We start from the raw sequence: 24,954 nt of genomic DNA on the forward strand, positions 1-24,954 counted from the left end.
TCAGCGCAGCAGCAGGGTGGCGACCACGGGCCGGTGGTCCGACGCCGTCAGCGCGGGCACGGACGCATTGAGGGCGCGCACCGGACCCGCCACGGTGACGTAGTCGATCCGCTTCACCGGGTCGTCGGCCGGAAAGGTGAGCCCGCCGTCACGCGCGCCCCAGGCGTCGCGCACGTGCGCGAACAACGGCGACAGCTCCGGCGCGGCGGGTTCGGCGTTGAAGTCGCCGAGCAGCACCTGGCGCGCGCCCGGCGGGTCCTGGCGCAGGATGTCCAGCGTGTCCGTCACCTGCCGCTGCCGCACCGAGGGGTCGGGCCGGAAGTCCAGGTGGGTGTTGTAGACGTGGACGGGCTTGCCCCGCACCGACACGACGACCTCGGCGAAGCCCGGCGCGGGCTGCGGTACGGCGTCCGGGTCCACCGTGGACCACCGGGTGATCTCGTGGTTGGTGACCGACAGGATCGGGTGGCGGCTCAGCACGGCCACGCCGTAACGACGCCGCTCCTGGCGGCCCGGAGCGGGCTCGAGGTCGTAGATCGGCGCGAAGTAGGCGGCCATGCCCGTCAGGCGGGACAGTTCGGCGACCTGGTCGGCGTGGTCGCTGCGGTCGGACCAGTGGACGTCGACCTCCTGGAGCGCCACGACATCGACTCCGGCGTCACGGATCGCCCCGGCGATCCGCCCGAGATCGGACCTGCCGTCGGTGCCGATACCGGTGTGGATGTTGTAGCTCATCACACGCAGTACCCGGGCGGAGGAGTTCGCCGCCGACGCGGGCGCGGAAAGCAGGGTGCCCAGCAGTGTCACGACAGCGGCGACGACTCCGACCAGCGACGCGCGTCGCCGGACACGGAACGGACTGGCGGGAACACGGTAAGTCAACATGTCTGGACCATAGTGCGACCGCCGTGGTCTTGACTGAACCGCGGACAGATGTTTCGCTGACCTTCGGTGAACCTTCTGTCGTTGCTCGCAGGTCGGACCAAGCTCGACCCGCACGCCCTCATCGCGATCGACGCCGATCCCGACCACCCGCAGCATGTCAGTCGCTCGGAACTGTGGCGCCGCGCGCTGCAGTTGCGTGCCGACCTCGCCACGGCCGGTGTCGGACGCGGTGACGGCGTGCTCGTCGTGCTGCCCGCGTGGTCGTCGGTGCTGGACTGGCACATCGCGACCGCGTCCCTCGGTGCGCACGTCGTGTGCGCTGGTCCCGACAGCTCGGTGGACGAGCTCGCCGACGTGCTGCGCCGGGTGCGGCCCAAGGTCGTCGCCGCGTCGTATCCCGGGCCGGGACGCTCTGCCCTGCACGACGCCGTCCGCCGCTACGAGCAGCTCGGTGGCGCGGTCCCGGCCGTGGCCGTCGTGACGGCGCCGGGCCGGGTGCCGCCGGTCGACCCGTCTCCGTACGACGTCGGAGCGGGCGCGTGGCTACCGAGCGCTCCCACCGTGGGGATGCCGATGCCGGAGGTGCGCGGCGACGAGCTCGCCGTGGCCTTCCTGCCCGAGCTGGCGGCGCACCGCGAGTCCGCGCTCCTCAGGCACGCCGGCGACACCGCCGACGCGCTCGGTCTGGGCGGTGACGACGTGGTGCTGTGTGCGTGCTCGCCGGACGAACCGGCGTGGCTCTCCCTCGCGCTCGCCGCCGTCGTCGCCGGAGCCACCTGCCTGCTGGAACCCTCACCGACCCCGGCCGTGGTGCTCGCCGACGTGACCCGCTTCGGCGTCACGCACGTCGTCGCCGGCGCCGAACTGGTGGTCGGTCTCGCCGACCTGACCGTGACCACGCCGACCACGCCGACCGTGCCGGCCACGGCCAGGGACGTGTCGTCGTGGACCTGGCTCGGCGTGGTGGGCGCCCCCTCCTCCACCCCGGACGCGGTGCGCCGGGCCGAGCGGGCCTTCGACCTCACCGCCACGGCGATGTACTCCTCGCCGGAGCTCTGCTGTCCAGCCGCACTGTGGCCCGGCGACACCGCGCCGGAGACGCGCGGCCGGGCGGGTGGCAGGCCGGTGGGGACCGGCGTGGAGGTGCGCGTCGTCGATCCCGCGACGGGCACGCCCGTGGCTCCGGGCGCACCCGGTGAGATCCAGGTGCGAGGTCACCTCGTCGCCGATTCCTTCCTGGCCGACCCGGAGGCGCTCACCCAGCGCCGCACACCCGACGGCTGGTTCTGCACGGGTGACGCGGGCACCGTCGATGCCGACGGTGCTCTGCGCCATACCGGCCGGGTCACCGCGGACACCAGGGACTGACCCACCACACCACGGCGCCGCCCCGGCGGTCGTCTACGGTGGTCGCCGTGGGCAGGCCGGCCAAGGTGTTCGTAGGACTTCTCGTCCTCGGCGCTCTCGCCGTCGTCGCCGTGCTGGTACCGGTTCCCGGGCCCGCGCAGGTTCGCCAGTGGGCCGAGGACCTCGGTGCCGTGGGCGTCGCGGCGTTCTTCGCCGCCTACGCCGTGCTCACGGCCGCGCCCGTCCCCCGCACCGTGTTCAACCTCGCCGCGGGACTGCTCTTCGGGGAACTCGTCGGCGTCTCGGTGGCGATGGTGGCGACGGTGTCGTCCGGGCTGCTCGGTTTCCTGCTCGCCCGGTCGCTCGGCCGCGACGTGGTGGTGCGGCACCTGCACCGCAGGCCGGTCAGGACGGTCAACGACCGGCTCTCGGACGGCGGTGCGCTGGCCGTCGCGTCGCTGCGACTCATCCCCGTCGTGCCGTTCGCTCCGCTCAGCTACCTCTGCGGCGTCTCGGCGTTGCCCTTGCGGCCCTACCTCGCGGGCACGGCGGTCGGCAGCCTGCCGGGCACCGTGGCGGTGGTCGTGCTCGGTGACGCGCTCACCGGAACCACGCCACCCGCACTGGTCGTCTGCTACGCGACATTCGCGGTTCTCGGCGCGTTGGGACTACTGAGGGCGGTGGGTCCGGTGAAGGGAAAAACCGTTGAGACGGCGGAGGAAACGGACGCGAACACGAAAAGGGCGAGCGCCGAACCGCCCGGCGGTTGACGTCGGCGTCCGCAGCCGGACCGCTACACTCATCCGAGTGCGGAGATCACAGTTTTCCCGCACACACAGGCTTGTCACGATCGCGGAACGTAACCGAGGAGTAGTGCCATCAACACCGGTCAATTGATCGCAGGTCACTATCGCCTCGTCGAGCACATCGGAAGCGGTGCCATGGGCATCGTGTGGCGTGCCATCGACGAGCGCCTCGAACGCTCCGTCGCCATCAAACAGATCATCGCGCAGCCCGGCCTCTCCGACGCCGAGCGCGACACCATGCGGCTGCGCGCCATGCGCGAGGCACGCAACGCCGCCCGCTTCCAGCACCCCAACGCGATCGTGGTGTTCGACATCGCCGAGCACGAGGGCGATCCGTGCCTGGTGATGGAGTACCTGCCGTCACGAAGTCTGTCGGCGGTCCTCGTCGAGCACGAGACGCTGCCGGTTCCCGAGGTCGCGCGGATCGGCGAGCAGGTCGCCTCGGCGCTGATCGCCGCCCACCGCGCCGGAATCGTGCACCGCGACATCAAGCCGGGCAACATCCTCATCGACGACAACGGCGTCTGCAAGATCACCGACTTCGGCATCTCGCGCGCCACCGGCGATCTCACGCTCACGCAGACCGGCCTCATCGGCGGTACCCCCGCCTACCTCGCCCCGGAACTGGCAAGAGGCGCCGACCCGAAGCCCAGCTCGGACGTGTTCGCCCTCGGTGCCACGCTCTACCACGCGATCGAGGGCCTTCCGCCGTACGGCGACAACACCAACCAGCTCGCGCTGCTGTACGCCGCCGCGAGCGGCAAGATCAACCCACCGCAGCAGGCGGGCCCCGCCACCGCACTGCTGATGCGGTTGCTCAGCCCGGAGCCCGAGGACCGGCCGAGCATGACGGAGGCGCGCGACAAACTCGCCCAACTGGCCTCCGGGCAGGCAGGCGTCGCGACGGCCGTCGCGCCCCCGGCGCCGAAGGAACAGACGCGCGAGATGACCGCCACGCCGGCCGCCCCGGCGAGCCCACCGCCGTGGCGCCGTGACGCCTCCCCGGAACCCGCCCCGCAGGCGCAGGCCAGACCGGCCGTACCGGTAGCGAGTGCCTCACCCGCGCCGAGCGCGTCCTCGGGTGGCGGCACGCGCAAGAACCTGGTCTTCGGATCCGTCGCCGCCGTCGTGCTCGTCGTCGCGGCGGGCCTGGTGATCGTGCTGACCAACAACGGCGGCGAGGAGAACCCGCAGGCAGGCCCCGGCACGTCGCAGTCACCCACCGCCCCGCCGAGCTCGAAAACTGTGCCGACGACCCAGCAGTCGGAAGGCACGGTCGACTGGGGTCGCGCCGGGGACATGCTGATGACGTACTACTATCACAACGGCCCCAAGAACAGTTGGGACAAGCTCACCCCAGGGGCTCAAGCGCTCTTCGAAAACCAGGACGCCTATGAAGAGTACTGGGAGCGGTACGAGCGCAACGGGGCGTGGGGCGCCTGGGCCTACTTGAAGCGCAACAACGAAGACGGCTCGGTCAACATGGAGATCCAGGTCGACTTCGGTAACGGTAGGCAAAAAGTCTACGTACGTGTCGTGCAGGCCGATGGAGAGCTGCTGATCGACAGCGACCCTCGGCCCGAGAACGCCTCCCAGCAGCTCTGACATTCGCCCTGTGGCGGCGGGCGCGACGTGGCTTACCGTGGAGACATGGCCGAGAACCCGGGTTCCGAGCGTCATCCCCGCTTCGACGACGACCTCGTCGGGCTCGACCCGAACGACCCGGAGGCCCAGGCGTTCGCCGAGCATCTGGACCGCATGCAGCGCTGCGATCCCGCGTTCACCATCGAGGGTTCCCTGCGCGGGGTGGCGGACTTCGCCGAGGGCAGCAACCGCGCGGGTGGGTTGCGCTGGTGGGTCGCCGCGCTCATCGTCTGCCTGATCCTCGTCGGCGTGATCGTCAGCGCGTGGGACATCGTGGTCGATCTCCTCGCGTGGCTCGCGGGGTAGCCTGGACCGCATGGAGTCCGGCACAGAAACGACACCGAAGGTCGTCAAGACCGAGCAGGAATGGCGCGCCCAGCTCAGTCCCGAGGAGTACGCGGTACTGCGGCAGGCCGCCACGGAACGGCCCTTCACCGGTGAGTACAACGACACCAAGACCACGGGGGTGTACGAGTGCCGGGCGTGCGGGGCCGAGTTGTTCCGCAGCGACACGAAGTTCGAAAGCCACTGCGGCTGGCCCTCGTTCTACGACCCGGCCGACTCCGACGCCGTACTGCTGCGTGAGGACCGCTCCCTCGGCATGGTGCGCACGGAGGTGCTGTGCGCCACGTGCCACAGCCACCTCGGGCACGTCTTCGAGGGCGAGGGCTACGGCACCCCCACCGACCAGCGGTACTGCATCAACTCGATCGCGCTGCGCCTGGTACCCGCAGAAGACTGACGGCCGGGCCGCCGAGGCGTCGTGGACGGTCTCGGCGGCCCGGTGCCCCCGTCACGGCAGGTTGAGCACCAGCTCGCCCGGCTGCACGCGGGTCCCCGTGTAGAAGGGGGTCTCGACGCGCACGTGCCTGCGCGCCTCGGTGCCCCGCAGGTGCCGCATCAGGTCGACGATGCGGTGCAACTCGTCGGCCTCGAAGGCGAGAATCCACTCGTAGTCGCCCAGGGCGAAGGACGCCACCGTGTTCGCGCGCACGTCCGGGTAGTCGCGAGCCTCCTTGCCGTGGGCGGCGAGCATCGCGCGCCGTTCGGCGTCCGGCAGCAGGTACCACTCGTAGGAACGCACGAACGGGTACACGCACACGTACTTGCGCGCTTCCTCCCCTGCGAGGAAGGCGGGGATGTGGCTCTTGTTGAACTCGGCGGGACGGTGCAGCGCGAACTGGCTCCACACGGGCGTCGAGACGCGGCCCAGCGGCGTGCGGCGGAAGCCGGTGTAGGCTGCCTGCACCTGCTCGGCCTCCTCGGCGTGCCACCAGATCATGTAGTCGGCGTCGGCCCGCAGGCCGGACACGTCGTACACACCACGCACGACGACTCCCTTGCCCTCGAGGGCGTCGAGGTAGTCGGTGGTCTCCGAGGCCGCCTGCCCCCGGTCGTCGCCGAGCCTGCCCGGCTCGACCCGGAAGACGGACCACGCCGTGTAACGAATGGTGTTGTTCAGTTCGTCGTAGTTCAACCGCGCCATGTCTCTATCGTCCCACCACGCGCAGCGCCGCGGCTGTTCCGGTGGCCACACATGCGGGGACGCCCACACCGTGCAGCGCGGCGCCCGCGACCGCGAGTCCGTCGAGCCGCGCGACGGCGTGTTCGATCCGCGCGACGCGCTCGGTGTGGCCCACGCCGTACTGCGGTAGTCCCCCACCCCAGCGCATGACGTGGACGTCCACCGGCTCGGCGGTGACGCCCGTCAGCTCGGCCAGGTCCGACCGCACCCGCGCGACGAGGTCGTCGTCGGTCACCTGCAGCGAGCGGGTCTCGCCGAACCGGCCGACGGAGCCGCGGACCAGCAGGGGCCCGCCCTCCTCACCGTGGTGTGCCCACTTCCGCGCCGAGAACGTGAACGCCTTCGCGGTGAACCGGTTGCCGTCCGAGCGGCGTTCGCGTTCCCCGATCAGCACGCCCGACGTGGGCGGGAGTTCGGTGCCCTCCGGTAGCGCCAGCGCGACCACCGCCATCGAGGCGAGTTCCATCTCCCCGTACGCGGCGGCGGCGTCGGGAGCGACGGAGGCGAGCAACCGGCTCGCCGCGGGCGGCGGGACCGCCAGCACCACCGCGTCGGCCTCCAGGTCCGAGTCGGGCGGGGCGTGAGCCGCCGCCGCGGCCCCGAGCCTCAGTCGCCACCCGCCGCCGGGACGCCGGTGGAGCTCCCGTACGGGCTGCCCGAGCCGCAGTTCGGCGGCGCTTCCCTCCACGAGCCGGTCGACGAGCCCGCCGAGCCCGCCCCGGAGTGTGGCGAACACCGGTTCCGTGCTCGGCCGTCGCGGCAACGTGCTCGCCGCGGCCTCGGTGAGCGACGACGCACCCGCGTCCACGGCGGCGGCCACCGCGGGCAGCGTGGCCCGCAGTCCGAGGCCGTCCGCGCCGCCCGCGTAGACACCGCCCAGGAGCGGGTCCACGAGTCGGTCGACGACCTCGTCGCCGAACCGCCGGCGCAGCAGTCCGCCCAGGGAGACGTCGTGCTCGGGCAGGGTCAACGCCGGTGCGTCCGGTTCCTCGGCCACCGCACGGACTCCCTCGGGGGACAACAGCCCGGCCACGGCCTCCGCGGACGCCGGGATTCCCATCACCGTGCCCTTGGGCAGCGGCAGCGTCCGACCGAGCGCACGCACCGAGCCGGACGCGGCCGTGGGGTGCACCACCTGGTCACCGAGCCCTGCCTCGCGCATGAGCGCCATCGCTTCGGGGCGGCGGGCGAGCACGGCTTCCGCGCCCACGTCGAACCGGCGTCCGGCGAGTTCCACGGTCCTGATCTTGCCGCCGGGCACGGACGCCGCGTCGCAGACCGTGATCCGCGCGTCGGCACCGAGCTCGGCGCGGAGCCGCCACGCGGCGCTGAGACCGGCGACACCCGCACCGACCACGACCACGTGGCGCGGCCGGTCCTGCCCCACGGCTTCCCCGTTCCCGGTCACAGGCTGTGCACCAGCTCCACGACGCGCGTCAACACGCCCGGGTCGGTGTCGGGGAGGACCCCGTGGCCGAGGTTGAAGATGTGTCCGCCCGCGGCTCGGCCCTCGGTGACGATGCGACGCACCTCCGCCTCGATCACCGGCCACGGCGCCGCCAGCAGGGCGGGATCGAGGTTGCCCTGCACCACCGGATCGGGCCGGCCGGGCACGGCGAGCCTGCGCGCGGCCTCGTCGAGCGGCAGCCGCCAGTCCACACCCACGACGTCGGCGCCCGCGTCCCGCATGTCCGGAAGCAACTCCGCCGTGCCCACGCCGAAATGGACGCGCGGCACACCGTAGTCGGCCACGCCTTCCAGCACCGTGGCCGAGTGCGGCAGCACGAACTCGCGGTAGTCACGCGCCGACAGCGCCCCGGCCCAGGAGTCGAAGAGCTGCACGGCGTCCACTCCGGCGTCCAGCTGCGCACGCAGGAACGACAGTGTGATCCGCGCGAGCGCGCCCGCGAGGGCGTGCCACAGCTCGGGATCACCGTGCATGAGCGCCTTCGTACGGGCGTGGTGCTTGCTGGGCCCTCCCTCGATCAGATACGACGCGAGGGTGAACGGAGCACCGGCGAAACCGATGAGCGGTGTCCCACCGAGCTGTTCCAGGAGCAGCCGCACGCCGTCGGTGACCGGGCGTACCTGCTCGGGGTCGAGCTCGGGGAGGGCCTCCACGTCGGCACGCGACCGGATCGGGTTCGCGACGACGGGTCCGGTGCCCGCCACGATGTCGATGTCCACGCCCGCGGCGTGCAGCGGGACCACGATGTCGCTGAACAGGATCGCGGCGTCCACGCCGTGCCTGCGGACGGGCTGGATCGTGATCTCCGCCAGCATCTCGGGATCGAAGCAGGCGCTCAGCATGGGAACGCCCTCGCGGAGCCGCCGGTACTCCGGAAGGGACCGTCCGGCCTGACGCATGAACCACACGGGCACGTGCGCGGGCTTCTCGCCCCGCGCGGCGACGAGGAACGGCGCGTCGGTAAGGGCGCGACGGGCCGACGGAGAAGAAGTTGTCATCACCAACAATCGTGCCATGCCGCTCCCGAGGCCCTGTCCCCGGCGCGCCTGTCCACGGACGGGCAGCGGTGCACCTTACAGTCGAGTGGTGACCGCGATGACCGAGGCGCCCGACGAGTTCCGTGCCGCCGTTGCCGCGTTGCGCTCCGTGACCCCGCGGCCGGAGGTGACCCTGGAAACGATCAAGGCTCCGCAGCGCCTGGCACCGTGGGCGTTCGCCCTCGCAGCGGAGACCACCGGACCCGGCGACGTGCCCGCGATGGGGCGGCTCGTGCTCCTGCACGACCCGAGAGGCCAGGAGGGCTGGAACGGCGTGTTCCGGCTCGTGGTCTACATGCGGGCGGAACTCGACGCCGAACTCGCCACCGACCCGTTCCTGCCCGACGTCGGCTGGTCGTGGCTCACCGACGCGCTCGACGCCACGGGGGCGTCCTGGACCGCGTTGGGCGGCACGGTCACCGAGACGTCCTCGGCTCGGTTCGGCGACATCGCGGAGTCGACCCGCACCGACGACATCGAGCTCCGCGCGTCGTGGACACCGACGAGCACCGACCTCCGGCCGCACGGCGAGGCCTTCTCGATGGCGCTGTCGCACTACGCGGGCCTGCCGCCGGTCGGGGTGACCGTGTTCGGTCAGCGGCGCGGTGACTGAACCTCTCGGGACCGCTCGTGGTGCTGTTCGCCTCCATTCACCGGAAACCGTTTCGCCGTGGCGTCGAAGGTCCACGGACGGGTGTTCGGAGGCAACTTCTTTTCGTTTGCAACCCTTCCCTAGCGTGAGAGAAGACGGTGGTTTCGGCGGTTTCGCGCGTTCTCACCAGGCCGCCTCGCCCGGTCCAGCCCGCGCGGAAAGCCGTTCGCGGAACTTCTGCGACACCTTTGCACGGGTCAAATGCACGGGCGTCCGGCGATCGGGAACTTCTCTACATCGTCCACGCTGTGCAAGCCGTTAACCACTTTCCGTACAAGAACCCGAATGCGCTATAGAAGCGACGGTGAGCTGTTACCCGATAGGGACAGATCCGCGGTGAATGTCCCCACTGACCCACCTGGGCGGCTAGAGTGCTTTCGACGACACCACTTTCGGTCTAAAGCTGGCGCGGCTGATTGGCCGAAAGTCCCGGTGCCGGTCGGGGGGCACGACCGACTCCAGGGAGGTAGTGACGTGGCTGCCGTCGGCTTTACTCAGGCCGTCCGATCCACGCCAGCCGGCTCGTTGCCGGCGAGCATGGTCCCGCACCCGCGGGAGGAACTGTTTTCTGTGTTGGTGGTCGACGACCACCCACTGTTGAGGGAGGCGATCGCCGCACGACTTGCGCAGATGGGCGCGGGCACGGTCCACGAGGCCGCGACCGTCGCCGAGGCGAGAGCGAGGGCGGCCGCGACTGGGCCGTGCGACCTCGCGATCCTCGACCTCGGGCTGCCGGATGGCAGCGGTATCGAACTGGTCACGGAGCTTCGCAGCAGTGGCTGGCTCCGTGTCGTGGTCCTCGCGTCGTCCGACGACCCGTACGCCGTGCGTTCGGCGTTCCAGGCGGGCGCGCAGGCGTATCTGCTGAAGTCCGCGTCGCCGGTGGTGGTCACCGACGGCGTGCGGAGGGTGCTGGAGGGCGGCGTCTACGCCGATCCCAGCGTCGCCCCCGTCCTGGCCACCGGAACCCGGGTGGCGGGCACCGACAACACGCCGCGTGAGCTGTCCGCTCGCGAGGTCGAGGTGCTCCAACTCGTGGCCGACGGCCAGTCGAACAAGGAAATCGGTGAGGAGCTCAGTCTGTCCGCGTTGACGGTGAAGTCCCACCTGTCGCGGATCGGGCGCAAGCTCGGCACCGGCGACCGGGCGCAGATGGTCGCGCTGGCCATGCGCGCGGGCGTCATCCGCTAGTCCGTTTCGGGGCCCTACGGGGCGGGCGAACCAGGCGCGGTAGACCCGTCCCGTAGGGTTCACAGACGTGGACAACGCAGATCAAGGCTCCGGCACGCCGGGCGCCTCTGCGCCTCTTCCGCTGACGGAACCGGCCGAAGGCACCCCCGATGTCATCGCCGATCCCGGCACGTTGCGTGCGGCGTGCGCCCGGCTGGCCGAGGGCAGCGGCGCGCTCGCCGTGGACACCGAACGGGCTTCCGGCTATCGGTACTGGCCGAAGGCCTACCTGGTCCAGATCAGGCGCGAGGGGGCCGGCACGTTTCTGATCGACCCCATCCCCCTTCGCGACGACCTCGCACCGCTGGCCGAGGTGATGAAGGACGCCGAGTGGGTCCTGCACGCGGCGTCGCAGGACCTGCCCTGCCTTGCCGAGTTGGGGCTGCATCCACCGGCACTGTTCGACACCGAGCTCGCGGGAAGGCTCGCGGGGTACCAGCGCGTGGCGCTGGGCACGCTGGTCGAGGAACTGTTGGGCTACCGGCTGGAGAAAGGCCACAGTGCCGCCGACTGGTCGCGCCGCCCGCTGCCGGTCGACTGGTTGAACTACGCGGCACTCGACGTGGAGCTGCTCGTCCCGCTGCGCGACAAGCTCGAAGCCGAACTGGCCGCGTCGGGCAAGCTGGAGTGGGCATTGCAGGAGTTCGAGGCCGTCCGCACGGCCGAACCACCGGGCCCGCGTTCGGAACCGTGGCGCCGTACCTCGGGAATCCACAAGATCCGCACCGCTCGTGGCCTTGCCGCCGTGCGAGCCCTGTGGGAAGCGAGGGACGAGCTGGCCCGCAAGCGGGACCGGGCACCCGGCCGCATCCTGCCCGACAGCGCGATCATCAACGCCGTGCTCGCCGATCCGCGCTCCCCGGCCGACCTTCAGAAGCTCCCGGTGTTCGGTGGCCGTGTCCAGCGGCGGCACACCTCCCGCTGGCTCAGGCAACTGCAGCTCGCCCGAACCCTGCCCGACGCGGAACTGCCGAGTACCGCCGTCTCCCACGACGGGCCGCCACCGCCGAACCGCTGGGCCGACAAGGACCCGGACGCGGCGGCCCGGCTCGCCGCCGCGCGGACGGCGCTGGCCGACATCGCGGAACGGCACCGGCTGCCCGTGGAGAACCTGCTGTTGCCGGATCTCGTGCGTCGCACCTGCTGGCGCCCGCCCTCGGACACCTCGCGGGAATCCGTGGCGACGGTCCTGGCGAAAGGTGGCGCCAGGCCGTGGCAGGTGGAGTTGACCGCCGAGGCCCTCGGCACCGCCCTGCGCGCCCGCGCCTGAGGTCATCGGGCGGCGGGCAACAGCACCTCGACGGCGAGCCCGCCACCGGACACGGGTTCGGCACGCACCGAGCCCCCGTGGGCACGCACGGCCGCTTGGACGATCGACAGCCCCAGACCCGCACCGGTGCGGGCGGTGCGCGCGACGCCCGCCCTGCGGAACGGCTCGAACAACCCGGCCACGGCCTCGGGTTCGATGACACCTCCGGACGACCGCACCGTGAGCGCCACCCACGAGCCGTCTCCCGGACGCACGGTGACCTCGATCCACCCGTTCTCGACGTTGTGGGTGACGCCGTTCTCCAACAGGTTCCCGGCGACGCGTTCCAGCAGTGCCGGGTCGCCTGCCGTCACCGCCCCGGTGAGATCGAACCGGGCCGTGACGCCCTTGCTCTCGGCACTCACCCGGACCGCCCGCCAGGCGCTGTCCACGACGTCGGCCAGGTCCACGCGCTCGGTCATCGCGAGTTCCGCGCCGTCGGTGCGGGCGAGAAGCAGCAACGAGTTCACGAGCCGCTCCGCGCGATCGGTCGCGTCGCGCACCACCCCCGCCATGCGACGCAGCTCCGTCTCGTCGGCCTCGTCGTCGGACAGCGTCACGTCCAGTTCGGTACGGATGACCGCCAGCGGGGTGCGCAGCTCGTGGCTCGCGTTGGCCACGAAGTGCCGTTGGGCGTCGAAGGCCGCCTGAAGGCGGTCGAGCATGGCGTCGAAGGTGTGGGCGAGTTCGGCCAGCTCGTCCCGGCTGTCGACGTCGCCGATACGCTCGCCCATCGACTCCACCGACAGCCGCCGAGCGGTGTCGGTGATCTCCCGCAGCGGGCGCAGCACGTGCGAGGTCAACGTCCACGCGAGGATGCTCGCGGCCATCACCACGAACACGAACGCGGTGAGCCCCGCTGCCACCATCCGTTCCCGCGCCTGTTCCCGCAGGTGGTCGGCGAGCACGGACGCCTCCACGTCGACGCCGTCCACCCGCACGAGTGTGCCCGGCGGCAACTGGGGCACCGCGGCGACCGAGTCGCCGACGAGCCGCCACGCCAACCACAACAGCACCACACTCACGACGGCGACGAGCGAGGTCGCGAGCACGGTGATGCGGGCGCGGAGCGTTCGCGCGGGGAGACCGGTGCGGCGGATCACCGATCCAGCGAAGCAGACTCCGCCGAGGAGCCCGCACCGGGCACCCGGTAACCCGAACCCACCACGGTCTCGATGATGCCGGGCTCACCGAGCTTCTTGCGCAGCGTCATCACCGTGACGCGGACCGTGGTGGTGAACGGGTCGGCGTTCTCGTCCCAGACGCGTTCGAGCAGTTCCTCGCTGCTCACCACGGCGCCCTTGGCCGACAGCAGCACCTCCAGGACGCCGAACTCCTTGCGGGTGAGTTCGACCAGGCGCCCGGAGCGGTGGACCGTGCGCTTGGCCGGGTCCAGCTCCACGTCGGCGGCCACGAGAACCGGCGGGGTGGCGGGCGTGGCCCTGCGGCCCAGCGCCCGCACCCGCGCCACCAGCTCCGGGAACGCGAAGGGTTTGGCGAGGTAGTCGTCGGCCCCGAGGGAGAGTCCCTCGACGCGGTCGGACACCGAACCGCTCGCCGTGAGCATGAGCACCCGGGTCAGCTCACCCGACGTCACGATCTCCCGGCACAGGTCGTCACCCGACATGCCGGGCAGGTCACGGTCGAGCACCACCACGTCGTAACGGGTGACGGACGCCTTCTCGTGGCCCTCGTCACCGTTGAACGCGACGTCGACCGCCATCCCCTCACGCCGCAGGCCGCGCGCGACCGCCTCGGCCAACGGCGCCTCGTCCTCTACTACCAATACGCGCACGTGAACACCGTGTCACAGTCACCTGAGAGAAATCTGATGGCGCACACCGCTATTCACGGGGTGTGTCCACCGCCTCTTCCGCGGGCTCCTTCACGTCCTCGGTGGCCTGTGCAGCGTCACCGAGCCTGCCCGCGGCCCACTCCGTGACCCTGCGTGCCACGTCCTGCGCGGTGAGGCCGATGCCGGCCAGCACCTCCTCGCGCGTGCCGTGCTCCAGGAACCGCTGAGGCACGCCGAGGTCGCGCAGCGGCACGTCGCAGTCGGCGTCGCGCAGGGCGGCGGCCATCGCCGAGCCGAAGCCGCCGTGCCGCCCGCTGTCCTCGAGCGTGACGACCAGCCGGTGGGACTCCGCGAGCGACACCAGCTCCCCGGGAACGGGCAGCACCCAACGCGGGTCGACGACCGTGACACCGATGCCCTGGTCGGCCAGCCGGTCGGCGGCGGCGAGCCCGAGCCGGGCGAACGCGCCCACGGCCACGAGCAGCACGTCACGCCGCTCGTCGCTCCGCAGGACGTCCACACTCCCGACGCGGTCGACGGCAGGCACCGACTCCACGACGCCGCCCTTCGAGAACCGCAGCGCGGTGGGACCGTCGGAGACCTCGACGGCCTCGCGCAGCTCCTCACGCAACGTCTGCGCGTCCCGGGGCGCGGCCACCCTCATGCCCGGCACCATGCCGAGCAGCGACAGGTCCCACATGCCGTGGTGGCTGGGCCCGTCCGGTCCCGTGATGCCCGCGCGGTCGAGCACGAGCGTCACGGGCAGGCGGTGCAGCGCCACGTCCATGAGCACCTGGTCGAACGCGCGGTTGAGGAAGGTGGAGTACACGGCCACGACGGGGTGCAGCCCGCCCATCGCCAGCCCGGCGGCGGAGGTGACGGCGTGCTGCTCGGCGATGCCGACGTCGTACCAGCGGTCGGGGTAGGCCTCGGCGAACGAGTGCAGACCCGTGGAACGCAGCATGGCCGCCGTGATGGCCACCACGTCGTCGCGCTCCGCACCGATCTTGACGAGTTCGTCGCCGAACACCGAAGTCCAGCTCGGGCCCTTGGCGGGCGGCTTGCCGGTCTGCGGGTCGATCGGGTCGGTCTGGTGCATCTGGTCGGCCTGGTGGTTCACCGCGGGCGCGTAACCGTGGCCCTTCTCGGTGACGGCGTGCACGATCACCGGGCCGCCGTACGCCTTGGCGCTCTGCAGCGCCTTCTCGAGCGCCACCAGGTCGTGCCCGTCCACCGGGCCGATGTACTTGAGGCCGAGGTCGGAGAACATGACCTGCGGGCTGAGCGCGTCCTTGATACCGGCCTTGGCCGCGTGCAGGGCGGTGTAGAGCGGCTTGCCCACGACCGGGGTGTTCTGCAGGAGTTCCTTGCCCCCGTCGAGCAGGCGTTCGTACCCGCGGCGCAGGCGCAGCGACGCGAGGTGCTCGGCGAACCCTCCGATGGTCGGCGAGTACGAACGGCCGTTGTCGTTGACGACGATGACGACGGGACGCTCGGGGTCGGCGGCGATGTTGTTCAACGCCTCCCAGCACATGCCGCCGGTCAGCGCGCCGTCACCGACGACCGCCACGGCGTGCCTGCCGAGACCGGCGAGCTGGTACGCCTTCGCCAGCCCGTCCGCGTACGACAGGGCGGTGGAGGCGTGGCTGTTCTCGATGAAATCGTGCTCACTCTCCGCACGCGCCGGGTACCCGGCGATGCCACCTTGCTGACGCAGCCGGCCGAAATCGCGGTGCCGGCCTGTGACGATCTTGTGCACGTACGACTGATGTCCCACGTCGAAGAGCAAGGCGTCCTTCGGTGAGTCGAACACCCGGTGCACCGCCAGGGTGACCTCCACGACACCGAGGTTGGGTCCGAGATGACCGCCCGCCCTGCGCACCTTCTCCACGAGGAAATCCCTGATCTCCCCTGCCAGCACGCCCAACTGGTCGTGGTCCATTCGTTTGAGGTCAGCCGGCCCGTGCACGGACTCCAGCAACGTCACACTCCACCTCGCTCGCCGTCGTTCTCGCTGCCTCGTTCTGCTTAGTCTAGGGAGGTCTTCGAACGCAGCCCACTTTCGGGCGAAGCGCTGCCGCGGAGCCCGGTCCGCCGGATACTGGTCTCGTAGCGGCAGGGACGGCGTTGCGCTCCCGTGCCGCGGCTCCGGAAGTCCCACGAGGCGAGCGGACGAGAGGGAACCCCATGCCACGGGAATTCGATTACGTCGTCGTCGGGGGTGGCACGGCTGGGGCGGTCGTCGCGGCCCGGCTGTCGGAGGACCCGGACACCTCGGTCTGTCTACTGGAGGCGGGCCCCTCCGATGTGGACGAGGACGCGATCCTGCGGCTCGACCGGTGGATGGCGCTGCTGGAGTCCGGATACGACTGGGACTACCCCGTGGAGCCGCAGGAGAACGGCAACTCCTTCCTGCGGCACGCGCGAGCGAAGGTGCTCGGGGGCTGCTCCTCGCACAACTCGTGCATCGCGTTCTGGGCTCCCGCGGAGGACCTCGACGAGTGGGCGTCACTGGGTCTGCCAGGATGGTCCGCCGCCGACGTCTTCCCCCTGTTCCGCGAGCTGGAGAACAACGACGGACCCGGTGACCACCACGGCCGGAGCGGGCCGGTGCGCATCCGCTCGGTCCCGCCTCACGATCCGGCGGGTGTGGCGCTGCTGGAGGCCTGTGAGCAGGCCGGCATCCCCAGGGCGGAGTTCAACTCCGGCACCACGGTGACCAACGGAGCCAACTGGTTCCAGATCAACGCGTTCGAGGACGGCACCAGGGCGTCGTCGTCGGTGTCCTACCTGCATCCCGTGCTGGGCAAGCGGTCCAACCTGGAAGTGCGCACCGGGGTGCGGGCCAAGCGGCTGACCTTCGACGGGCTGCGCTGCACCGGTGTGGAGATCCTCACCGAGGATCTCGTCCACAGTGAACACGTGGTCGCGCGCGGCGAGGTGGTGGTGAGCTGCGGCGCCATCGACACCCCGAAGCTGCTCCAGCTCTCCGGCATCGGCCCCGCCGAGGAACTCGCGGGCTTCGACATCGACGTGCTCGTGGACTCCCCCGGGGTCGGCCGTAACCTCCAGGACCACCCCGAGGGTCTGGTCCAGTGGGAGGCCCGCAAACCGATGGTGAGCGAGTCGACGCAGTGGTGGGAGATCGGCATCTTCACCACCACCCAGCCCGGCCTGGACCGCCCGGACCTGATGTGTCACTACGGCTCGGTGCCCTTCGACCTCAACACGCTTCGACACGGCTACCCGACCACGGAGAACGGTTTCTGCCTCACCCCCAACGTGACGCGGGCACGGTCCACCGGCACGGTGAAGTTGCGCACCCCCGACTTCCGCGACCGGCCGAAGGTCGACCCGCGTTACTTCACCGACCCGCACGACATGCGGGTGATGACGTACGGCATCCGGATGGCCCGCCGCATCGTGGGGCAGCCCGCGATGCGGGAGTGGGCGGGCGCGGAAATCGCCCCGGGCCCGGAGGCGGAGACCGACGAGGAGCTCGCCGACTACATCGTCAAGACCCACAACACGGTGTACCACCCGTCGTGCACGGTGAAGATGGGCCCGGCCGACGATCCGCTCGCTCCGCTGGACGAGCGCCTGCGCGTGCGCGGCGTGGAGCGGCTGCGGGTGGCGGACGGGTCGGCGATGCCGTTCCTCGTGGCGGTCAACCCGTGCATCACCACCATGGCCATCGGGGAGAAGGCCGCGGACATGATCGTCGAGGACGCCAAGGGGCGATGAGGCCAGGCCGGGGACCGCGGTGTCAACGCCGCCACAGCGGCAGCATCGCGTCCCGGACCTCCGCCAGTAGCTCGGTCATGGCCGCCTCGGCGGCAGCAGGCTCGCCCCGCGCCACCGAGGCCGCGACGCGTTCGTGGAGGTCGAGCGCCTCGGGCACGGGCTGGTGCGGCATGAGGCCGAGGTGGGTGCGGCCGCGCAGGACCGCGGCGACGACGTCGGAGAGCGCCCCGAACATCTCGTTGCCGCACGCCCGCAGCAACAGCGTGTGGAAGGCGACGTCCCGCTCCATGAACTCGTCGAGCCTGCCCGCCTCGCCGAGCTCGCGCATCTCCGCGGCCAGGCCGACGACCTCGGCGCGCTCGGCGGCCGACGCGCTGCGCGCCGCCGCGGCGGCCGCGAGCGGCTCCACCGCGATCCGCAGTTCGGTGAGCGACCGCAACTGCTCGTCGCGGCCGGGGCCGGAGAGCCGCCACCAGATGACCCTCGGGTCGAACACGTTCCAGCTCGACCGGGGTTGCACGGTGATGCCGACGCGTCTGCGGGAGCGCACCAGGCCCATCGACTCCAGGACGCGCATGCTCTCGCGGGCGACCGTACGGGAGACGCCGAACCGCTCCTGGATCCGGTCGAGGGTGAGCACGTCACCGCAGGCGAGTTCGCCGCTGGTGATGTCCGAACCGATCGTGTCCAGCACTGTGTTGTGCAGGACCTCCGCCCCCACCTCCGGCTCAACACTCACGTGCCGAGCCTATCCCGATGCCGCGCCTTCACACTGCCCCGCAAATGGTGCTATCTTTCGCCGCTAAAAGTAATACCTTTGATCGAGGAGCGTCATGAGTGCCACCTGCCTGGTGGTGATGGGAGTGTCCGGCGCGGGCAAGAGCACCATCGCCCGGCGCCTCGCGGACGAACTCGGCTGGCCGATGGCCGAAGCCGACGAGTTCCACCCGCCCGCCAACATCGAGAAGATGTCCTCGGGCATCCCACTCACCGACACCGACCGGGCACCCTGGCTCGCCTCGCTGCGGGACTGGATCACCGAGCGCGCCGAGTCGAACGAGAGCACCGTCGTCACGTGCTCGGCACTGAAGCGGGCCTACCGCGACATCCTCCGGCAGGCCCGCGCCCGGGTACGGTTCGTGCACCTCGCGGGCAGCGCAACTCTGATCATGGAGAGGTTGTCCGTCCGGTCGGACCACTTCATGCCGTCCTCCCTGCTGGACTCCCAGTTCGGCGACCTCGAACCGCTGGGCGCCGACGAGGACGGCGTCACCGTCGACCTCGGACAGCCCCCGCAACGCATCGCCGCGACCGCTCTCGAGCGGCTCGGCCTCCACGCCGGGCCGCAACGGTAGGTCCCGGCAGGTCCCTTCCCCCACCCACCGCGACAGCAACGGAGCTTTCGGATGAACACCGACGAGTGGACGCAGACCCTCGGCGCGGGCCCACTACTGGGCATCGCCGCGGGCGCGGTCGTCGTCCTGCTGCTGCTCATCATCACCCTGCGGGTGCACGCCTTCCTGGCACTCGTGGCGGTCAGCCTGGCGACCGCGTTCGCCACCGGCATCCCCGCCGACCAGGTCGTGGACACGCTCACGGACGGGTTCGGCTCGACACTGGCCAGCGTGGCGTTGCTGGTCGGCCTCGGCGCCATGCTGGGCAGGTTGCTGGAGGTGAGCGGCGGGGCACAGTCACTCACCGACGCACTGATCCGGCGGTTCGGCGAGAAACGCGCTCCGCTGGCGCTCGGCATCGCATCGCTGCTCTTCGGCTTCCCGATCTTCTTCGACGCCGGCCTCGTGGTCATGTTGCCGATCATCTTCTCGGTGGCCCGCAGGCTCGGCGGCGGCGTGCTGGTCTACGGCCTTCCCGCGGCCGGCGCGTTCTCGGTCATGCACATCTACGTGCCGCCGCACCCCGGCCCCGTCGCGGCGAGCACCCTGCTGGGAGCCGACGTGGGCCTGGTCATCGCCTTCGCTGTGCTGCTCGCGATCCCCACCTGGTACCTCACCAGCTACCTCTACGGCGTGTGGGTGGGCAAGCGCATCGTGCTGCCCGTTCCCGACATCCTGCGCGGCAGCGACCCCGACAGCGACGCGAACACCGAGCCGCCGAGTTCCGGGACGGTCATCGCACTGCTCCTGCTGCCGCTGGTGCTGATCTTCGCCAACACCGGCCTGACCACCGCGGCCGACGCGGGATGGCTCGACGCCGAGGCAGGCTGGTTCGACGTCCTCGTCGCCCTCGGTTCCACCCCGGTGGCGCTGCTGATCACCGTCTTCGTCGCGATGTACGTGCTGGGCACCCGGCGCGGGCGGGGCAAGGACGTGGTGGAGCGGTTGCTGGACTCCGCGCTCGGCCCCGTGTGCTCGATCATCCTCATCACCGGCGCCGGAGGCATGTTCGGCGGCGTGCTGCGAGCCAGCGGTATCGGTGACGCGCTGTCCAGCGCCCTGTCGGACCTCGGGCTTCCGGTGATCGTGGCCGCCTACGTCATCGCCACGGTGCTGCGGATCGCGCAGGGCTCGGCCACCGTCGCCCTCACCACGGCCGCCGGTCTGGTACAGCCGCTCGTGCTCGGCGGCGGCTTCAACTCCGTCGAGGTCGTGGCGATCGTGCTGGCACTCGCCGCCGGATCGGTGACGGCGGGTCACGTCAACGACTCCGGCTTCTGGCTCGTCGGCCGGTTCTTCCAGATGGACGTCAAGACGACGTTCAAGACGTGGACCGTCATGCAGACCACCATCGGTCTCGTCGGATTCGGTCTGGCGTCCCTGCTGTACCTTCTGGCTTGATCACGAGCGACCCCGCCGTCACCGGCGGGGTCGCTCGGTTTGGACCGCGGGGTCCCTGGCTACACTGGCATCTGTACGAAACAGTTTCGTTTCCGTATGGAGTCCAGCATGTCCGCACAGCCGTCGGCACCACCCCGCCGCACCCGGCTCACCCCGGAACGCGAGCGGGAGCTCTTCACCGCCGTGGTGGATCTCGTCCGGGAACACGGCTACGAAGCCCTGACCATGGACGCCGTCGCGGCCCGGACCAAGGCGAGCAAGGCGACCCTCTACCGGCAGTGGGAGAGCAAACCGAAGCTCGTCGCGACCGCCCTGCGGCACCTCGCGGGCACGTCACCCACGGACGTGGACACCGGTTCCCTGGCAGGCGACCTGCGCCAGATGCTGCACGAGCTGATCGCCCACGCCACCGAGGACACGGCTCTGCTCAACGGTTTGGCACACGCCGTGACCAAGGACACCCAACTGTGGGAGGCCCTCCACGAACTCCACATCCGGCCCGGGCTGGAGTCGCTGGACGCCGTGGTGAACCGGGCCATCGAACGGGGCGAGCTGGCTCCCGACAACCCGGCGAAGGACTACATCGTGCACCTGATCCTCGGGGCCTTCGGCACCCGTCGGCTCATCGAGAACAAGGACGTCGACGCCGAGTACATGGAGGGCTACCTCGCAGCGGTGGTCTTCCCCGCCCTCGGTATCTCCTGACCCGCTGTTCCCACCCGGTACCCCGAACGGGGTACCGGGGCCTTCGCCGCCCCACTTCCCGTCCCCACCGACCGACCAGGAGTTCTCCCCGCATGGCCACGATGCTGTATCGGCTCGGCCGCTTCGCCTTCCGGCGACGTGGCCTGGTCGCCGTGCTCTGGATACTGGTGCTCGCCGCAGCGGGCGGCGCCGCCGCGACCTCGTCCTCGACGGCCTCCACCACGATCTCGATCCCCGGCACGGAGGCCCAGCAGGCGTTCGAGCTGCTGGAGGAACGCTTCCCCGGCAGCGCCCCGGACGGGGCCACCGCGCGGGTGGTCTTCCAGGCCCCCGACGGCGAGAAGCTCACCGACCCGGGGAACCGGGCCGTCGTCGGTGACATCGTCGCCGACCTGGCCCAGGGATCACAGGTCCAGCAGGCCGTGGACCCGTTCCAGGCGGGGACCGTCAACCGCGACGCCACCATCGCCTACACGCAGGTCACCTACGACGGCTCGGCACTCGACCTCACCGACGGCACGCGCGGTGCGTTGGAAGCGGCCGCCGACGCCGGGCGTGACGCCGGACTGACCGTGGAGATCGGCGGCGACGCGCTGATGACTCTCCCGGAGACCGGTGCCACCGAGGTCATCGGTGTGATCATCGCCGCCGTCGTCCTGCTGGTGACCTTCGGCTCGCTCGTCGCAGCCGGGCTGCCGCTGGCCACCGCGCTCGTCGGTGTCGGGATCAGCGTGTCCGTCATCACGGTGCTCACCCAGACGCTGGAACTCGACAGCACGACGCCGATCCTGGCCACGATGATCGGCCTCGCCGTGGGCATCGACTACTCGTTGTTCATCGTGTCCCGGTACCGCGCCGAACTCGCGGAAGGTCACGCGCCGCTGGACGCCGTCGGGCGTGCGACCGGCACAGCCGGGTCGGCCGTCGTCTTCGCCGGTCTCACCGTGGTCATCGCGCTGGCCGGGCTCGCCGTGGTCAACATCCCCATCCTCACGAAGATGGGTCTCGCCGCCGCCGGCGCGGTCGTGCTCGCCGTGCTCGTCGCCCTGACCCTCATCCCGGCTCTGATCGGTCTGGCAGGCACGCGCATCCTGCCGCGCAAGCAACGTAAGGACGGCGCTACCGCCGAGGGAGCGGGCAGGCCCGGCGCGGGCACCCGCTGGGCCCACTTCGTCCTCCGCCACCGGGTTGCCGTGCTGCTCATCGGTGTCGCGGGCCTCGGGGTGATCGCGGTTCCGGCGACGGACCTCCAACTGGGGCTGCCCGACGACAGCTCCAAGCCCGTCGACACCAGTCAACGCAGGGCGTACGACCTCATCGCGGAGGGCTTCGGCCCGGGAACCAACGGACCGCTCGTGGTCACCGTCGACGCCCGCGACAGCGAGGACCCGCAGGCCGCGGCCGAGGCCACCGGTGCGGCGCTGCAGAAACTCGACAACGTCGCGGCCGCGACCCCGGCCACGTTCAACCAGGCCGGCGACACGGCGATGATCACGGTCATTCCCCTGTCCGCCCCGAGCAGCGTCGAGACCGAGGACCTGGTTCACGCGATTCGCGCCGAGGCGGGCGACATCACCGACTCCACCGGCGCACGGGTGCTCGTCACCGGCCAGACCGCGATGGGCATCGACGTCTCGCAGAAGCTCGACGACGCCCTGCTGCCCTACCTGATCCTCGTGGTCGGGCTCGCCTTCGTCCTGCTGGTGATCGTCTTCCGGTCCGTTCTCGTGCCGCTCAAGGCCGCACTCGGGTTCCTGCTGTCGGTCATCGCCGCGCTGGGGGCCGTGGTGGCGGTCTTCCAGTGGGGTTGGCTCGCCGACCTCTTCGGCGTGGAACAGACCGGTCCGATCATGAGCCTCATGCCGATCTTTCTGGTCGGCCTCGTGTTCGGGTTAGCGATGGACTACGAGGTGTTCCTGGTCACGCGGATGCGGGAGGCCTACGTCCACGGCGAGAGCCCGCAGGAGTCGATCGTCACCGGCTTCCGACACGGAGCCCGGGTGGTCACCGCCGCCGCGCTGATCATGATCAGCGTGTTCGCGGGCTTCGTCGGCTCGTCCGAATCCATGATCAAGATGATCGGGTTCGGTCTGGCGATCGCCGTGCTGTTCGACGCTTTCGTGGTCCGCATGGCCATCGTGCCCGCGGTACTGGCCGTACTCGGCAAGGCCGCGTGGTGGCTCCCCCGTCCGCTGGACCGGGTACTGCCCAACGTGGACGTCGAGGGAGAACGCCTGCAGCGGCGACTCGCCGAAGTGGACGAGGACACGAAGGAACCCGTCGGCAGCCGTTCCTGACGGCCCGCCGACGGACGGGGTCCGCCTTCGGGGGGCGAAGCACGGACCTCGGCCACACCGCGGCGCACGGGGCCGACCGCGGTGCGGCACCCGGGGCCCGGCCCGGCTTTCCAGGGGGAGGCCGGGCCGGGCCCCACTCCATGTTGGGGGTGGCGCCTCGCCCGGAGTCGCCGGAGGACTCGTTCCGGGGACTTACCGACCCGGGCGGGAGCGCCACTCGCGGACGACCCCACGGACCGGCCCGTTGCCCTGTTCTCGGTGGCACAGGACGCGTCGTGCTACTCCAGGTGCCGCATTGACACCACCGCAGCGCACACTAGCCTGAGATCAGAAAGCGCTTTCAAAGTTCATCGGCGATCGACAGGAAGGCTTTCGCGATGTCCGGACTCACCAGACGGAAGGCTCTCGGTATCGCCGGCGCTCTCGGAGCCGTCCCCCTGCTGGGGGCCGCGGGCACAGCTTCGGCGGCGGCTCCCGTACCCGTGGCCGACAGCGGAGCCTGGTGCTGGTTCGGCGGTCCCAGGGCGCTGTACCACGAGGAGCGCCACCGACGCACCTACCTCGGTTACCTCACCGCGGCGGGCGAGGTGGTGGTCGCCCAGTACGACCACGACAGCGGGAAGCTCACCAAATCGGTCGTGATGGAGCACTTCCCGGTCGACGACCACAACAACCCGGCCGTGTGCATCCGCCCCGACGGTCGGGTTGTGGTGTTCTGGACCGGGCACGCCACGAACATCCCTCTGCTCTACCGTCGCTCCGTTCTGCCGGAGGACATCGGTGGAGGGTGGGAGCCCCTGCGGGCCATCACGACCAACTCCGAGGGTCCGTACGGGTGGACCTACACGAACCTGGCCCAGCTCAGCGCCGAGCCCGGCAAGTTGTACCTCTTCTGGAGGGGTGGCGACTTCAACCCGTACTTCACCACCACGACCGGGGGCGACCGGTGGACGGACGCGCAGCCCCTCGTCTTCGTTCCGGGTGAGCGGCCTTACGTGAAGATGCACTCCGACGGCCGGGACACCATCCACTTCGCGTTCACCCAGGCACACCCCCGCGACGTGCACACCAGCATCTACTACATGTACTACCGGGGCGGGAACCTCTACCGCGCCGACGGCGGCCTGATCGGCCCGCTCGGTTTCCCCGTGAACCCGAGCGAGGCCGACAAGGTGTACGACGCGGACACCGGCGGTAATCCCAAGGCCTGGGTCTGGGAGATCGCGGCGGACGAGCGCGGCAGGCCGGTGATCGTCTACGCGAACTTCCCCACCGACGACGACCACCGGTATCACTACGCGCGCTGGACCGGACAACGGTGGGAGAACCACCGGATCACCGCTGCGGGCGGCACCATCAGCGGCGACCCGGGAGAACCCAACTACTCCGGCGGGGTGTCACTCGACCACGAGGACCCGTCCGTGGTCCTGCTGTCCCGGCAGCGTCCGGGACAACGGCACGAGGTGGAGCGCTGGACCACACGTAACGGTGGCCGCACCTGGTCGGTGGAGCCGATCACCAGCAACTCCACCGAACTCAATGTCCGTCCCTTCAAGCCCGTGGGACTGCGCGGTAACGGCCCCATGAGCGTGCTGTGGATGGCGGGCGAGTACCCCAGCTACACCGACTTCCGGACTCGCATCATGGCACTCGGCGAGGACGGTGAGCCGTTCGCGCTGTGACGTCCGGCCGCGCCGGTCCGGGACACGCGTGGC

The 24,954-nt window shown here is 70.6% G+C and carries 22 protein-coding genes; 14 read left to right on the plus strand and 8 right to left on the minus strand.

What is annotated here, in order from left to right:
• Complete coding sequence (locus SACCYDRAFT_RS15745; RefSeq protein ID WP_005457576.1) at positions 1-885, minus strand: endonuclease/exonuclease/phosphatase family protein; 885 nt, start codon at positions 883-885, stop codon at positions 1-3.
• A gap of 66 nt (positions 886-951) precedes the next feature.
• Here SACCYDRAFT_RS15745 and SACCYDRAFT_RS15750 point away from each other — a divergent pair, with 66 nt between their 5' ends.
• The 5 genes from SACCYDRAFT_RS15750 (at position 952) to msrB (ending at position 5,424) form a co-directional block, all read left to right on the plus strand.
• Positions 952-2,253 carry an AMP-binding protein gene (locus SACCYDRAFT_RS15750; RefSeq protein WP_005457577.1) on the plus strand — a complete coding sequence of 434 codons (1,302 nt, stop codon included), beginning with the start codon at positions 952-954 and terminating at the stop codon, positions 2,251-2,253.
• Positions 2,254-2,291: 38 nt separating this feature from the next.
• Positions 2,292-3,002 carry a TVP38/TMEM64 family protein gene (locus SACCYDRAFT_RS15755; RefSeq protein WP_005457578.1) on the plus strand — a complete coding sequence of 237 codons (711 nt, stop codon included), beginning with the start codon at positions 2,292-2,294 and terminating at the stop codon, positions 3,000-3,002.
• Positions 3,003-3,173: 171 nt separating this feature from the next.
• Complete coding sequence (locus SACCYDRAFT_RS15760) at positions 3,174-4,643, plus strand: serine/threonine-protein kinase (protein WP_052309201.1); 1,470 nt, start codon at positions 3,174-3,176, stop codon at positions 4,641-4,643.
• Positions 4,644-4,688: 45 nt separating this feature from the next.
• Positions 4,689-4,988: a hypothetical protein gene (locus SACCYDRAFT_RS15765; protein WP_005457580.1), complete on the plus strand. Its 300-nt coding sequence runs from the start codon at positions 4,689-4,691 to the stop codon at positions 4,986-4,988.
• A 10-nt stretch (positions 4,989-4,998) separates the two neighbouring features.
• A complete protein-coding gene (gene msrB, locus SACCYDRAFT_RS15770; protein WP_005457581.1) occupies positions 4,999-5,424 on the plus strand; it encodes a peptide-methionine (R)-S-oxide reductase MsrB in 426 nt (141 codons plus the stop codon).
• Between the two features lie 51 nt (positions 5,425-5,475).
• Here msrB and hemQ read toward each other — a convergent pair whose 3' ends face one another.
• The 3 genes from hemQ to hemE are packed head-to-tail and all read right to left on the minus strand — an operon-like array spanning position 5,476 to position 8,691.
• Positions 5,476-6,168 carry a hydrogen peroxide-dependent heme synthase gene (hemQ, locus tag SACCYDRAFT_RS15775; protein ID WP_005457582.1) on the minus strand — a complete coding sequence of 231 codons (693 nt, stop codon included), beginning with the start codon at positions 6,166-6,168 and terminating at the stop codon, positions 5,476-5,478.
• Between the two features lie 4 nt (positions 6,169-6,172).
• A complete protein-coding gene (gene hemG / locus SACCYDRAFT_RS15780; RefSeq protein WP_005457583.1) occupies positions 6,173-7,615 on the minus strand; it encodes a protoporphyrinogen oxidase in 1,443 nt (480 codons plus the stop codon).
• Positions 7,612-8,691, minus strand: coding sequence for a uroporphyrinogen decarboxylase (gene hemE / locus SACCYDRAFT_RS15785; RefSeq protein ID WP_005457584.1), 1,080 nt, complete (start codon positions 8,689-8,691; stop codon positions 7,612-7,614). The genes hemG and hemE overlap by 4 nt, the downstream gene beginning before the upstream one ends.
• 79 nt (positions 8,692-8,770) lie before the next feature.
• On the opposite strand from hemE, the gene SACCYDRAFT_RS15790 reads away from it, so the two are divergent.
• From SACCYDRAFT_RS15790 to SACCYDRAFT_RS15800, 3 genes are all read left to right on the plus strand, one after another.
• Positions 8,771-9,325 carry a DUF3000 domain-containing protein gene (locus SACCYDRAFT_RS15790; RefSeq protein WP_005457585.1) on the plus strand — a complete coding sequence of 185 codons (555 nt, stop codon included), beginning with the start codon at positions 8,771-8,773 and terminating at the stop codon, positions 9,323-9,325.
• A gap of 513 nt (positions 9,326-9,838) precedes the next feature.
• Complete coding sequence (locus SACCYDRAFT_RS15795; RefSeq protein ID WP_005439383.1) at positions 9,839-10,555, plus strand: response regulator transcription factor; 717 nt, start codon at positions 9,839-9,841, stop codon at positions 10,553-10,555.
• A gap of 67 nt (positions 10,556-10,622) precedes the next feature.
• A complete protein-coding gene (locus SACCYDRAFT_RS15800; protein ID WP_005457586.1) occupies positions 10,623-11,864 on the plus strand; it encodes a ribonuclease D in 1,242 nt (413 codons plus the stop codon).
• 2 nt (positions 11,865-11,866) lie between these two features.
• Here SACCYDRAFT_RS15800 and SACCYDRAFT_RS15805 read toward each other — a convergent pair whose 3' ends face one another.
• The 3 genes from SACCYDRAFT_RS15805 to dxs are packed head-to-tail and all read right to left on the minus strand — an operon-like array spanning position 11,867 to position 15,685.
• Entirely contained in the window at positions 11,867-13,006 is a 1,140-nt protein-coding gene (locus SACCYDRAFT_RS15805) for a sensor histidine kinase (RefSeq protein ID WP_005457588.1), read from the minus strand.
• Complete coding sequence (locus tag SACCYDRAFT_RS15810) at positions 13,003-13,698, minus strand: response regulator transcription factor (RefSeq protein WP_005457590.1); 696 nt, start codon at positions 13,696-13,698, stop codon at positions 13,003-13,005. Before SACCYDRAFT_RS15810 ends, SACCYDRAFT_RS15805 begins: the two co-directional genes overlap by 4 nt.
• Before the next feature lie 49 nt (positions 13,699-13,747).
• A complete protein-coding gene (dxs, locus tag SACCYDRAFT_RS15815; RefSeq protein WP_005457591.1) occupies positions 13,748-15,685 on the minus strand; it encodes a 1-deoxy-D-xylulose-5-phosphate synthase in 1,938 nt (645 codons plus the stop codon).
• A 200-nt stretch (positions 15,686-15,885) separates the two neighbouring features.
• On the opposite strand from dxs, the gene SACCYDRAFT_RS15820 reads away from it, so the two are divergent.
• Positions 15,886-17,442, plus strand: a complete 1,557-nt coding sequence (locus SACCYDRAFT_RS15820) for a GMC family oxidoreductase (protein ID WP_005457592.1) — start codon at positions 15,886-15,888, stop codon at positions 17,440-17,442.
• 22 nt (positions 17,443-17,464) lie between these two features.
• On the opposite strand, the gene SACCYDRAFT_RS15825 is transcribed toward SACCYDRAFT_RS15820, so the two are convergent.
• The gene (locus SACCYDRAFT_RS15825) at positions 17,465-18,181 is read right to left on the minus strand and encodes a FadR/GntR family transcriptional regulator (RefSeq protein ID WP_005457593.1); all 717 of its coding nucleotides are present in this window, start codon (positions 18,179-18,181) and stop codon (positions 17,465-17,467) included.
• Positions 18,182-18,275: 94 nt separating this feature from the next.
• Here SACCYDRAFT_RS15825 and SACCYDRAFT_RS15830 point away from each other — a divergent pair, with 94 nt between their 5' ends.
• From SACCYDRAFT_RS15830 to SACCYDRAFT_RS15850, 5 genes are all read left to right on the plus strand, one after another.
• Positions 18,276-18,797: a gluconokinase gene (locus SACCYDRAFT_RS15830; RefSeq protein WP_005457594.1), complete on the plus strand. Its 522-nt coding sequence runs from the start codon at positions 18,276-18,278 to the stop codon at positions 18,795-18,797.
• 51 nt (positions 18,798-18,848) lie between these two features.
• Positions 18,849-20,237, plus strand: a complete 1,389-nt coding sequence (locus SACCYDRAFT_RS15835) for a GntP family permease (RefSeq protein WP_005457595.1) — start codon at positions 18,849-18,851, stop codon at positions 20,235-20,237.
• 108 nt (positions 20,238-20,345) lie between these two features.
• On the plus strand, positions 20,346-20,942 hold the full coding sequence (locus tag SACCYDRAFT_RS15840; RefSeq protein ID WP_005457596.1) for a TetR/AcrR family transcriptional regulator: 597 nt from the start codon (positions 20,346-20,348) through the stop codon (positions 20,940-20,942).
• A 92-nt stretch (positions 20,943-21,034) separates the two neighbouring features.
• Complete coding sequence (locus SACCYDRAFT_RS15845; RefSeq protein ID WP_005457597.1) at positions 21,035-23,239, plus strand: MMPL family transporter; 2,205 nt, start codon at positions 21,035-21,037, stop codon at positions 23,237-23,239.
• Positions 23,240-23,616: 377 nt separating this feature from the next.
• A complete protein-coding gene (locus tag SACCYDRAFT_RS15850; protein WP_005457598.1) occupies positions 23,617-24,921 on the plus strand; it encodes a BNR-4 repeat-containing protein in 1,305 nt (434 codons plus the stop codon).
• Positions 24,922-24,954 lie beyond the last annotated feature (33 nt).

Source organism: Saccharomonospora cyanea NA-134 (assembly GCF_000244975.1).
In the GTDB taxonomy this organism is placed as follows: domain Bacteria; phylum Actinomycetota; class Actinomycetes; order Mycobacteriales; family Pseudonocardiaceae; genus Saccharomonospora; species Saccharomonospora cyanea.

What these genes read in the sequence shown, in the direction of transcription:
- SACCYDRAFT_RS15745 (WP_005457576.1), bottom strand. Translation starts at nt 885, where the DNA reads ATGTTGACTTACCGTGTTCCCGCCAGTCCGTTCCGTGTCCGGCGACGC.
- SACCYDRAFT_RS15760 (WP_052309201.1), top strand. Translation starts at nt 3,174, where the DNA reads ATGGGCATCGTGTGGCGTGCCATCGACGAGCGCCTCGAACGCTCCGTC.
- SACCYDRAFT_RS15765 (WP_005457580.1), top strand. Translation starts at nt 4,689, where the DNA reads ATGGCCGAGAACCCGGGTTCCGAGCGTCATCCCCGCTTCGACGACGAC.
- msrB (WP_005457581.1), top strand. Translation starts at nt 4,999, where the DNA reads ATGGAGTCCGGCACAGAAACGACACCGAAGGTCGTCAAGACCGAGCAG.
- hemQ (WP_005457582.1), bottom strand. Translation starts at nt 6,168, where the DNA reads ATGGCGCGGTTGAACTACGACGAACTGAACAACACCATTCGTTACACG.
- hemE (WP_005457584.1), bottom strand. Translation starts at nt 8,691, where the DNA reads ATGGCACGATTGTTGGTGATGACAACTTCTTCTCCGTCGGCCCGTCGC.
- SACCYDRAFT_RS15790 (WP_005457585.1), top strand. Translation starts at nt 8,771, where the DNA reads ATGACCGAGGCGCCCGACGAGTTCCGTGCCGCCGTTGCCGCGTTGCGC.
- SACCYDRAFT_RS15820 (WP_005457592.1), top strand. Translation starts at nt 15,886, where the DNA reads ATGCCACGGGAATTCGATTACGTCGTCGTCGGGGGTGGCACGGCTGGG.
- SACCYDRAFT_RS15830 (WP_005457594.1), top strand. Translation starts at nt 18,276, where the DNA reads ATGAGTGCCACCTGCCTGGTGGTGATGGGAGTGTCCGGCGCGGGCAAG.
- SACCYDRAFT_RS15835 (WP_005457595.1), top strand. Translation starts at nt 18,849, where the DNA reads ATGAACACCGACGAGTGGACGCAGACCCTCGGCGCGGGCCCACTACTG.
- SACCYDRAFT_RS15840 (WP_005457596.1), top strand. Translation starts at nt 20,346, where the DNA reads ATGTCCGCACAGCCGTCGGCACCACCCCGCCGCACCCGGCTCACCCCG.
- SACCYDRAFT_RS15845 (WP_005457597.1), top strand. Translation starts at nt 21,035, where the DNA reads ATGGCCACGATGCTGTATCGGCTCGGCCGCTTCGCCTTCCGGCGACGT.
- SACCYDRAFT_RS15850 (WP_005457598.1), top strand. Translation starts at nt 23,617, where the DNA reads ATGTCCGGACTCACCAGACGGAAGGCTCTCGGTATCGCCGGCGCTCTC.